The organism is Nocardia brasiliensis IFM 10847, from assembly GCF_000710915.1.
Lineage (GTDB): Bacteria > Actinomycetota > Actinomycetes > Mycobacteriales > Mycobacteriaceae > Nocardia > Nocardia brasiliensis_A.
Window position 1 is genome coordinate 1 of sequence record NZ_BAUA01000012.1, and the last position, 11,419, is coordinate 11,419.

The 11,419-nt window shown below is 67.0% G+C and carries 11 protein-coding genes; 10 read left to right on the forward strand and 1 reads right to left on the reverse strand.

Features of this window, described 5'->3' with window-relative positions:
• From NBRGI_RS46070 to NBRGI_RS03050, 8 genes are all read left to right on the forward strand, one after another.
• Positions 1–443, forward strand: a 443-nt coding sequence (locus NBRGI_RS46070; protein ID WP_200882110.1) for a NucA/NucB deoxyribonuclease domain-containing protein, incomplete at its 5' end; no start/stop codon positions are given.
• Between the two features lie 73 nt (positions 444–516).
• On the forward strand, positions 517–849 hold the full coding sequence (locus tag NBRGI_RS03015) for a hypothetical protein (RefSeq protein WP_148310662.1): 333 nt from the start codon (positions 517–519) through the stop codon (positions 847–849).
• 1,159 nt (positions 850–2,008) lie between these two features.
• On the forward strand, positions 2,009–3,076 hold the full coding sequence (locus NBRGI_RS03020; RefSeq protein ID WP_029892707.1) for a DUF4192 domain-containing protein: 1,068 nt from the start codon (positions 2,009–2,011) through the stop codon (positions 3,074–3,076).
• 184 nt (positions 3,077–3,260) lie between these two features.
• Entirely contained in the window at positions 3,261–3,488 is a 228-nt protein-coding gene (locus tag NBRGI_RS03025) for a hypothetical protein (RefSeq protein WP_029892708.1), read from the forward strand.
• A gap of 104 nt (positions 3,489–3,592) precedes the next feature.
• Positions 3,593–5,281, forward strand: coding sequence for a hypothetical protein (locus NBRGI_RS47965; protein ID WP_029892709.1), 1,689 nt, complete (start codon positions 3,593–3,595; stop codon positions 5,279–5,281).
• A 159-nt stretch (positions 5,282–5,440) separates the two neighbouring features.
• Positions 5,441–6,424, forward strand: coding sequence for an NADAR family protein (locus NBRGI_RS46075; RefSeq protein ID WP_051727464.1), 984 nt, complete (start codon positions 5,441–5,443; stop codon positions 6,422–6,424).
• 222 nt (positions 6,425–6,646) lie between these two features.
• Positions 6,647–7,000: a hypothetical protein gene (locus tag NBRGI_RS03045; RefSeq protein WP_029892710.1), complete on the forward strand. Its 354-nt coding sequence runs from the start codon at positions 6,647–6,649 to the stop codon at positions 6,998–7,000.
• Positions 7,001–7,269: 269 nt separating this feature from the next.
• A complete protein-coding gene (locus NBRGI_RS03050) occupies positions 7,270–7,776 on the forward strand; it encodes a single-stranded DNA-binding protein (RefSeq protein WP_029892711.1) in 507 nt (168 codons plus the stop codon).
• 155 nt (positions 7,777–7,931) lie between these two features.
• On the opposite strand, the gene NBRGI_RS49565 is transcribed toward NBRGI_RS03050, so the two are convergent.
• Entirely contained in the window at positions 7,932–8,060 is a 129-nt protein-coding gene (locus NBRGI_RS49565) for a hypothetical protein (RefSeq protein WP_268808371.1), read from the reverse strand.
• Between the two features lie 59 nt (positions 8,061–8,119).
• Here NBRGI_RS49565 and NBRGI_RS03055 point away from each other — a divergent pair, with 59 nt between their 5' ends.
• Both NBRGI_RS03055 and NBRGI_RS03060 read left to right on the forward strand, forming a co-directional pair.
• Positions 8,120–9,667: a hypothetical protein gene (locus NBRGI_RS03055; protein ID WP_029892712.1), complete on the forward strand. Its 1,548-nt coding sequence runs from the start codon at positions 8,120–8,122 to the stop codon at positions 9,665–9,667.
• Positions 9,668–9,985: 318 nt separating this feature from the next.
• Positions 9,986–11,128, forward strand: a complete 1,143-nt coding sequence (locus tag NBRGI_RS03060; RefSeq protein ID WP_148310663.1) for a hypothetical protein — start codon at positions 9,986–9,988, stop codon at positions 11,126–11,128.
• Positions 11,129–11,419 lie beyond the last annotated feature (291 nt).

Consider the following 11,419-nt stretch of genomic DNA (forward strand, 5'->3'; position numbering starts at 1 on the left):
TATCGCTCTACCCGGAAGCCGTCGGCCACGTAAGCGCAGCATTAGCGGCCGGTATCCCAGGCACGAGTTCGAGCCCTCTGCACCGCGAAGCCAACGTCGCCGCCCGCAACCAGAACCGGCGCGTCGCCTGCCCTGCCGGCACCACGATCATGCGGGATCGCCAGAACGGCATTACCGGACGAAGCTGCGACGAGTTCCCTTTCGCATCGACCAAGGAAGGCGCCAACAGTGCACCCAACTCCGGCAGAACCTTCAACCCGCAATGCCATGTACCGGACTTGAACGGCTCGACCGCCACGGGATGGAGCGTGTGCATGATCGACGATCCACAAAACCGATTGGCCGGCAGCTGGCTGGGTAGCTTCTACGGATCCAACCGAGTCATCGACAACGACAGTTTCTATGTACTCGCAGCCGGAGGACACCTCCCTAATGGGAGTTGATCGTCGAGCCCCGTCAGCCCACGACCTACAGTGGACAGAGCAAGCTGACCACGCCACAGCCGAGGAGCGTCAAATGAGACGAAAAACGTTGATTGCGCTCACCACAGTGCTCGTCGCGGCCGCCTCCGGCGTGGGAGTGGCGCTGATCGACAACTCCGTCAGCAAGCCAGCACCCAAACCGAAGGACTACACAGTGGTCGACCACAACAAACCCCTCGACGACCAGACAGACGGCCTCGACGATCTCGAGGAACCCACCATCGACGGGCCCACCCCTCGATCCGCCAAAGACTTCGTCGACGATTCCAAACCCGGCCCGGAAACCGGGCCCGAGGAACTCACCCCCCTCGGACCCGCTGTCACCCAGCAAGAAGGCGGATGGACCGCAACTGGCCCCGCCAACTGACCGCTCGAACAGCGTTCGCGGTGCGGTCCTACTAGAGCGCCGGGCCACTCGCGCACTCAGGTGACCTCACCGTAACGGGTTCTGGACTGCCGAAAGGGCAACGACCAAGGACTCGCCATATCCGTTGCTTTTTGCAGTCCGGTAACCCCTTGATCACCAGATTCGACTGACGGTTTGGCTCCCCGAATGCGGATCGCCGGGCAGCTGCAGATATCGCCGGTGGACATCAATGCACTGCTTGCATCGGCCATTGGATAGGCGGCGTTGCCAGTTATCGCGTGCGATCCGGATCCCGACCACGGTCAGGCCGGGTTGCGCTGCCGCGGCATTGAGTCGCTCGATGGGCTGGCATGCTCGGCTCGCGCGTCACTGGAGCGTGTGCGCCGGTGCACGATCTGGTGCGCCGCATAGGCAACCATGAGTCCGGCGGCGAGCACGGTCACGATGGCGCAGGGATGAGGCCGACCGGTTGGACCCTGCGCTCGACTGCCCGTTGCTCCCGCACCCATCGACAGCGCTCGATCCTGAACGCATCTACCCTGCCGCACGTAGGACGGCAGTCGGTAGTCCAGCCCTCGCCTTGAGGCGGTCGCTCTGACCAGAGCGAACAGAGAATTTCGGCACGTCAATTCGAACCTGGCTGTTCCGGCTGAGGTGCTGCGGTGATTCACGACACTGAATCGCGCGGTGCTGGATTCCCGACCGAGATAATGCCGGGCTCGCGATCAGAACCAGACGGCCAACAGTCGAGGTAGGTCTGCACAACTGCGGTGAAGGCGGCCAGGGTCGGCCTTCCTAGTTCCGGTAGTTAGCGGCGATGATCAACTGCCACGCTGCATCTGTCCAGCTCGATGCCACCGCCTTGAGACCATCAGCGATCACAGGTCCGGGAGCCTGAAGACCGGCATCGTCTCGACGACAACCGTGCCTCGCCACACGGCCGGTACCCCTGACGACGCAGATCGCTGCTACCAGCTGTGGCCCGCGTGTGCCTCTCTCGGCGCCCGGCGTCCTCCCGACAGCTATGCGGTCTTCCGCTGTCGGGCACCGCCGCATGCCGACACGTCCAGTCTGCCGACCCCCGCCGTGTAGTACGGGTTTCTCGGCCTTCACCCCGTTGTTTCCGTCCTCGCGAACCCATTCTGGCTCAGGAGGTTTGATGCCCTCGATCGAAAACCCCGCCGCTTTCATCGCCCAGGTACTCGCGGCTGTTGGCCGGCCACTGGAACGGTCGGTGGTGCTGGTCGGGATGCACTTGCTGGGTTGCTGGCCCGACACCCATATTCGGCCCAGGAAGGCGATCGTCACCGACCTGTATCTGACCTACGACGATCGACTGTCGGGGGACTATCTCGCGACCACGCCGATCATTGCTCGCGCGATCCGGTTCTGTCAGCTCTACAAGCCCGACGCGCTCGCTGCCGTCGTGGTCGACACACCTCGTCCCCACCGGCCGGTGCCGCGGGCCACCCACCGGGAGTTGATGGCCACCCTGCGTGAGTGTCTCGCCGAAGCAGACACCGATTTGCTCGACGCGTGGGTGTTGTCCGGTACCGGCGCCGGACAACCGTGGGCCAGCCTGATCGACGCGGACCACGGAACCCTGCCCGCCCTCGCCGGCGAGCACCCCGGCACCGCTGCCGCACACCCCGACCCGCCGACCGCCCCGCCGTCGGTGCTGCTGCATCCCGATCCGGACTTCACCCACCAGGTCGAGGGCCATCTCACTGCCCTGGGTACCGACCAAGGCGAAACCTCCACTGCCGCCGACGAAACGGCAGTCGGATCCGCCGCTGTTCGCCGCGAGCAATTGCGGTTCGTGTTGACCCGACTCCGCGCCGCCGACTCCGGCACCGACCTGACGGCGGCGGACCTCGCGCGGGTCGCGGTCATCCTCGACGATGAGGAACTGCGTTCGTGTTTGCTCGCGGTGTCCAGTGGTCCGCGCGCCGGGGCGTGCTCGTCTCTGTGGACCCAGCTGGTGCGCGCCCTGCCCGCGCCACGGCGCGCGCACGCCGCGACGCTGCTCGCGGTCACCGCCTACGCCCGCGGTGACACCGCCGGTGCCGCCAGCGCGATCGAGATCGCGCTCGCCGACGCACCGGACGATTCCTTCGCGGCGACCCTCGCGACCGCGTTCGCCTGCCCGATACCACCGGCCATGATCGCCTCGTTGTTTCGCCCCGGCCAGGCCACCGCCGCCGAACTCGGTATCGACCTCGACTAACCAGCCCGACAGACAACAGCCCTACGGCATCGACGCCACCGGTCACGGTCACTTTCCCTACCGGCTACGGCAACCACATTCCTGCTCTGGAGCGCATGGATTTTCCGGGTACCGAACCGGATCCGCTCGGCGCGACCAAGGCCGTGCTGTCTCGCACCCAACCGTTCTAACCAAGGAGATCGCTGTGTCCGATACGCCGGAGATCGAAACCATCACCCGCGCCCAGTACGAGCAGCGCCAGTACCGCGGTACCGCTGGGCCGAGCACTGACCTCGATGACCTCGAGGTGCAGCAGCGCTGGCGTTCGCAATTCCCGCACTGGCGCGGCCGCTACTGGACCCTGCGGCACGACGACGCCGAGGTGCTGCGGCTGCACCCGCTCAATCTCGCGCCGCGCCGCGCCGCGGCCTGAACCCGGCCGGGGGTGTCCCCGGTCGTGTTGTCCTGCACCCGTTCTCGGCGGACCAGCCCCCTCGTTGGTGGGCTGGCTCGCCGTCTGTCTTCCAGGAGCGATGAATGTCTGAGACCGAAACCGCCACCGCCGTCCTCGATCCCGCCACGGCCGGAGCCGAACCCGACACCCACACCAGCAACGACAGCGGTGCCGGGGTGATCGGCCAGGGCGCTGTGACTCCGGACCTGCCTGCCATCGAGGCGCGATGGATGGCACCTGAGGAGCTGGTCATCGATGAGAACGTCCGCAAGGGCTTCCGGGTCGAGGACTACCCCGATCAAGTCGCCTCGATCACCGAACGTGGTGTCAAGGACCCCATCAACGCCACCCGCGACGACGACGGATCGATCGTGGCCATCGACGGCCAGGTCCGGGTGCTGATCGCCCGAGCGGTCAAGACGCCGGTGGTTCCGGTGTTCATCGTCGATGAACCCGCCGGGCTCAGCGCGACCGAGCGCCGCATCGAGCGGACCATCGATCAGATCAACTTCAACGAGCGCCGGATCCCGCTCACCAAGGCCGACTTGGCCGGCGGTGTGGCGATGATGCTCGACCTCGGTGCCAGCCTCACCCGCGTCGCGAAAGGCCTGTCGACCACACGGGACAGGGTCAAGGGTTATGCCAAGATCGGGGCGTCGCCGACCGCGGCGGCGTTGCTGGACAGCAAGACCAACCAGTTCTCCTTCGACCAGCTCGCCGTCCTCGGGCACTACGAAGCCCTCGCCGACACCGAAGCTGTGGCGCGCCTCGAGAACTGCTCGTCCTTCAGGTTCCCGCACGTCGCTTCGTCGATCGAGGCCGAACGCGCCGAGCAACGCGCCCAGCTGCAGGCGTCGCTGCCCTACGCCGCCTACGGATTCGGGATCCTGACCGCCGAACCGGACACCAGTAGCGAGCAGGCACGATATCTTCCCGCTGATCTGCTGCTCACCGCCGATGATCAGCCGCTGACGTTCGACCAGATCAGCGCCGACCCCGCCCGGTGGGTGCTGTATCTGCACCGTGAGGAGAACGGGTATCTCGTCGAGAAGGACACCGGCGTGATCGTCGATGACGACGCCGTGGACTGGGACACCAGCGACGACCCCGACGCCGACGCGGCCGAGGGACTGCTGCACGCCGATCAGGTCGAGCACCGCGACCGGTGGATGCCGTTCTGCTACCTGCCCGCAGACCAGTTGCCCGACAGCGGCTATCACCTCGCGCCCCTGACGGTCGAGGAGAATGCCGATAAAGAGAAAGCGGCCGCCGAAGCCGCAGCCGCGGTCGCGAAAGCCGCGGCCGACCGGGAAGCGGCCCGGCTCAAGCGCGCCCGGGTCAGAAAGCTCAACGTCATCGGCGAAGGATCCAAAAAACGCCGCGACGAAATGCTGATCAAGTTCTTCACCGCCACCCAGCCGCCAACGCTGGCAGCGAAATTCGTCGCCGCATCGATCGCCGACAAGCTCGACCCCGCCGACCTTCAGAAGACCCTGCACATCCTCGGAGTCGGCGGCACCCGCGACGCGCTGTTGAAGGCGATCGAGGCTGCGACCCCGGGGCGGGCGTGGATGATCGCGACCGCCATGATCGCCGCCCAACACGAGACCGACCTCGGCAAAACGCTGTGGCGCGACCACACCACAGCCACCGGACGGTACCTGCACTTCCTCGACGCCGCCACACCCGAGGAGCTCGGCTACACCCTCGATGACGTCGAACGCGCCGCCGCAGGCGATATCGACTACCACGACATCGACCTCGCCGCCTGAGCACCGACCGCGGTACCCGGACAGAGCTGGCGGTCGAACACGACCGCCAGCGCGACCGACGTCGCTGTGTGCGCCTGTCGTCCTCCGCCGAACACGACGGCCGCTGGCAATCAACCCGTCCACCGGTGTCGGTGTCCTGCGACGAAAGGGTCTACTGCTATGGCGAATCCGGATCATCCGCTGGTGATCGATCGTTTCCGCGCCGCCTACGGGTGGTTGTCGAACTTCAGTGCTCACCCGGCCGAGTACGCCGGTGTCGAATACCGCAGTGCCGAGCACGCGTTTGCCGCGGCCAAAACCACTGACCGGCAGTGGGTCTCACGGATCGCGGCAGCCGCGGGGGCTCGCGAGGCGAAGGCGTTGGGCAGGCAGGCACCATTGCGCCCGAACTGGAACAGCATCCGGGTTCGGGTCATGGCCGAGATACTGGCCAGCAAATTCACTCGCGACCCGGCCTTGAGCAAGTTGCTGATCGGCACCGGCGACAGGTTACTCATCGAATCCAACACGTGGGGCGATGACTTCTGGGGCCGGTGCCTGCGGCCGGGAGCGACCACCCCGATCGGTGCCAACATGCTCGGGCGCACACTGATGCGGCTGCGCCGCGAACTCGCCGGAGTCGAGCCTCAGATCTGGCCCCGCGTCGCACTGACCGGACACCGTGAACATCTCATCGGGACCGCCGACCGCGCGTGGGTCCGCGCCGAACTCGATCGCATCGCCGTGAAACTGCGCGACCACCACCGCACCGAAACCGCCTCGACGGGGCTGGCCACCGGCGGCGATACCTGGTGGGCCCAGTCCGCGATGAACGCCGGACTTGTGGTGTGGGCCTATCAGCCCTTCCCCGAACAACCCGCGCGATGGAGCGCGCAGCAACAAGCTGAGCATGCCCGGCTCTGCCAGAGCGCGCAGCGTCTGATCCTGGTCGGCCGCCGCGCCGATATCAGCTTCTTCGATCTCCGCAATCAGCTGCTACTCGGCGACGCCGATGCCCTTGTGGCGGTCCGCGACCCACGGATCACCCGCGGCGGCACGGTATCGGCGCTGCGGCGCTACGCCGCCGGTACACCGGTGATCACCGTCGACCCCGCCCACCGCACAACGACCCTGTGCGCCTCCTACGACCCGAGCAATCGCTGATCCGCCCTCTGACGCAGCCGCTCGGCTCATACCCGACCCGCGGCCAACCACAGCACGTGGGCTGCCCGGCCGTGTTCCACGAGCCGAGAGGTTGCGGGTCCCCTGCAGTGGTCGAGCCCCCTCTCGGCCTTGTTCTTCGATCACCGCCGTGACTCGGTTTGCCGCCACGGTGCGCAACCGAATCGCATACCTACGTCCAAGTCCCAACGAGATAGGAGCGCCATGCAATTTCCTGCCACCCCTTCCCTGAAGTTCCTGAAGACCCGGCGCGGCTACCGCGCCACGTCGATGTGCACCGTGTTCGGCTGGCCTGCCAAGGTCGTGTTCGACCTCGATGACGAAATGCTGCACTATTCCACATTCGACATCGCGATCTTCGATACCAGCGACATGAGCTGGCGAACCGTGCATTCGCTGCGGTCAGAAGAACTCTCGCGGGTCCCTTCCTCGTTTCAAGCTCTCGACGGCGCAGGCAAAGCAGCCCTGCAAGCCGCGGCCGACGAACTGCACGAAATCGGCACCTGGATCGTTGCCACCGCGACCACCGCTGACCGCGAACACAGCACCCACTCCTGACCCTGACACCGCCGCCAGACCGATCCCGTCAAACGCCGAATGGGATCCATCCGAACCGGTGACCGTGACACCGCACTCGACGGTCGCGCGGTCACCACGTCCGGCTGCTCTGGCTTCCTACACCCGCGGTGTCGTTCCTGCCCGACCGACGCGGACGGCCACGCCTCGATCCTCAGGCGTTCAGCCCCCTGTGGCGGCCTGCCGGGCACGCCGCGGGAGCAGCCTCGCGCTCGCGGCCTTTTCTGTTCCAACACTTAAGGAGAAACATCATGGCTGGTGACACGCCGGTGACCATCATCGGGAATCTGACCGGGGACCCGGAGTTGCGGTTCGTCGGGGTATCAGGTCAGGCGGTGGTCAACTTCACCGTGGCCTCGACGCCTCGATATTTCGACCGCACCGCCAACGAGTGGAAAGACGGCGAGGCACTGTTCATGCGCTGCTCGCTGTGGCGCGAGCACGCGGAGAACTTCGCGGAGTCGCTGACCCGGGGTGCGCGGGTGATGGTGTCGGGTCGGCTCAAGCAGCGCAACTGGACCACCGACGACGGCCAGAAACGCAGCACCGTCGAACTCGACGTCGACGAGGCCGGCGCGTCACTGCGCTATGCCACGGCCACGATCAACCGAACCAAGTCACGGGCTTCTGCCTCTACGGCATCGGATCGTTCCGGTGAACTCGTCGGTGCCGGAGTCGGTGGGCAGGCCGGAGGTGATCCGTGGGCGGCCGCCTCGGGGTGGGGGCCGGTCTCGGCCGAGGTCGAGCCGACGTTCTGAGTTACCGGTTCGGGCGGTGGTGAGGGCTGATCGTCTGGCCGACTGCCCCGCCTGACGAGTGCTACCAGCCCGAGACCCCGCCACGGCTCCGGGCCCGCGCCCGAGCCCCACCGAATTCCCGGCGCACCGACACCACTCACACCCGGTTCTGGTGTTCAGCGCAGGAATTCGGCGCGCCTCGCCTCGGCGCGTTCCCTGCGCCGCGTCGGGGTCTCGGCCTGGTCGGCCGCACTCAGGCGGGTCAGTCGACCAGCCGCCCAGCCCCGTGCCGGGGTTCGTGTCACGTGCGCACGTTCCCCCCGGCGCGGGGCTGGCCCGTTTTCTAACAGACAAGGACATCGTGATGACTGCTACGACAACCGTTGCCGACGTTGCTGATCCCGCGGCCGCGACCCCGTTCGCTCGCTCGCTGGCCCAGATCGACTACCTGCTCGATGTCGACCCGGATCGGGCGCGCGAGGAATTCGCCGCCGTCCTGACCCTCGCCTCACCGGCCGAGCGCGAATTCCTCGACCACGCCGCCACGATCCTGAGCCAGCACCCCTTCCCGCTCGCGGCCCGCAAGCTGGGCTGGATCGCCAAGAACCGGCCCGAACTCCGGGGCATGGTCACGTATTTGACCGCCGACACCAACCCCGACCTGTACCGGCCCGCGATGCCCGACCCCACCGAGGTCCCCCTCGAGGCCGCCGAATGGGTGCGCCGCTCCATCCGCGACTACCGCAACCGCGACCGCTACACCGCCACCTTCAGTGCCGAGACCGACAACGCGCGCACCACACCCGATGCCGTGCTGCGTCGCCGCACCCGCCAGCCCTCCCCGTATCTGCGTCACCGCGAACGCGATCAGCGCACCCGCGAGCAACACCAGCGCGACGACGCCGAGTTCGCTCCCTACGCCGCGCGACGGCTCTTCGTCATCGAGACCGACGCGGACCTCAGCGCACCGGTCCCCCACCCTCGCAAACGCACCGACCTGATGTGGGCTCACGTCCAAGCCGAGCTGTGGGACCGCAGCTATTTCCTCTATGTCGCCCAGAACTACCTCGAACGCGACCGCGACATACTCGACGCGGCCTCACCGTCGGCTCGACCCAACCCCGACACCGCTCGGATCGGGCGCGACGCGGCCCTCGACAACGTTGCGCGCTCGTTCCTCGGTGAGCCCCAGGGCACCGGCTCCGGGCAGCACCGGCAGGCTTACCGTCGCCGGTGGGTCGGCCAGCCCAAGAAGCTCACGACCGCCGATCAGACACACTTCGCGCTCACCCGCACCGGGCTGCCGCAACCGCGCGACTACGACGAGTACCTGCCCTACACCCAACTCGATGAACCCGACGACACCTGGGGCATGGACTACGACCGCGTCGCCCTGACCTCCTACCGAGGCTGGCCATGTGTCGGGTGCTGGATCGACCGCCCCGACAGCGACCTGCGCGCCATCCATACCCGTGATGGTCGCCGCGTCAGCGACGACGGGCTGTGCGACATCTGCCGCGCCGACAGCCGCCCCGGCATCCCCGCGCTGCCGACCCCGTGGGGCCACCACGAGTTCGTCCTCTCGCGCTGCGCCTACATCGCCGCCGCTCATCCTGCCCAGGCGCGCCAGATCCTCGACCGGATCCGGGCCGCCTCCGCCAACACCGGACCCACCTGGCGCATCATCACCCGCTGGATGGCCATGAACCTCGACGAGCCAACCGTCGAGCGTCGCGCCCCACGGCGTGCCTCACAACGTCGCCGACGCCCCACCGCGCTCGGGGCCGGGCAGCGTATCGGCCGCTGCGATTCCTGCGCCCGCACCGGCGTCGTCCACTCCGACAACTTCTGCACCCAATGCCGCATCGACCTCGGCCTGGTAATCCGGCGCGTCCGCACCGACGCTGCCTGATCCAGCTCACCTGATCGCCGGTCCGCCGCGGTGTCAGCTCCCGCGGCGGACCGGAATCCCACCCTCGCCGCCCGCGCGGCCCATGACCATCGGAGGTTGCAGTTGACTGACTTCTTCGCCGACAACTGGGTCTGGATCATCCTCGTCGTCTGGTTCTCTCTCGTTCCCCTCCACTGCGAGTCCCACTGCGCGCGCTGCTGCCGCGCACCACGCAACGTCGCCTCCCGTCGGCTATAACGCCGGGCTGCGGCTCGACACCTCCCGCCATCGGCCCCGACCTCCCCGCTCACAACTGCAGTTCCATCCAAGGAGTCCCCGATGACCCCCGCACGCTTCGATGTGTACCGGCAACGTGGTGTCGCTGTCACGATGTCACTCGTCGACGCCCTCGACGCGCTCGATGCTGCCGTCGGCGACGCGGCCCGCCGCGACGGAGTACTGCGCGCCACCACCCCGTATCCGGTCTACGCGTGGAGTCTCTACTCCGACAGCGACCTCGGCTACAACCGCGTCACGCCCCATGACATCGACGACAACTACGCCTGGGCACAGTTGATCAACGCCCGCTTGCAACGACAGTGGCCAACCGTCGACTTCACCCTTCAGCCTCCCGAGTCCTGGCCCTTCCGCGAGTGGCGTCCTGACCTGTCTTGGACCGATGGCCCGACCCGCGCCGAAGTCGACATCTTCACCACCGAGATCTACCACCCGGACCGACGCGTCTCTCCACTCTTCGACCGCCGCCACTACTCACCCACCGCTTGGCGGATTCTCGCCGCCCTCGCCGAGACCAATCCCGACATCGAAGTCCCCCGCCTCGCCGACGGCGACCTCGACTGGCCCGCCGCTTCTCGCACCCACCCCCACACCCTCGGGCCGATCAGCATCTGCGGCCGCGTCCTCTCGACCCGCACTCCGCAAACCATCACCGAAATCCTGCACTGGATAGCGCCAACGGTCGACCTCACCCACACCACACCCGACACCCCAGCACGGATCACCGCCGCCACCCACCAACACACTCCTGCTCAGGTCCGATTCCAACTCACCGACGGCAGCGCGGCCCTCATCGCCGGATACCTTCACCTCACCCACAACCGCTGGCTCCACCGCGACGACACACTCGCCCGCTGCCGCGGCCTCGCCGTCGTGCCTACAGACCCCGGCACCGACCCCCAGCGCTCCGAGACCGCGATGGCGCTCATCGAACTCACCGATGATCCCCACCTCATCGACGTCGCAGCCGATGGCACTGTGACCCGCCGCAACGCAGGCCGCGATGCCGACCCCTGTCCGTCAACCCACTGGATACTTCACCCGATCGAGTACCGACCCGGCACCACAAACTACGCCCTCACCCGACAACCGGTCGCCTTGTCCGAGACATCCTTCCCAACACCCGCAGCCATCTCCCACGCGTCGGCGCGTGTGCCCGCGACCATCGACGCGGTTTACCGGTAGCCGTGCACCGCCGCATCGACACCACCGAACCGACTCGCCGCCCCGCCCCGTTCGTCGATCCCGCGAGTGTCAGGCTCTTCCCCAGCCCCCGCGCACCCATCGCCTGCGCATCTCCGCCTTCACCGCACCAATCCAACCCCCGCACCACCCACCTCAACCCGCCATCGCACCCTCCTCTTCTTCCATCCTCCCCCGCACCCCCTCACCACCCCATCCACTCCTATTCCCGCAAGCAGACCTCTTGCATCCAGGATAACGATTCGATAACAACCAGGGAGTTTGGTGGATTTG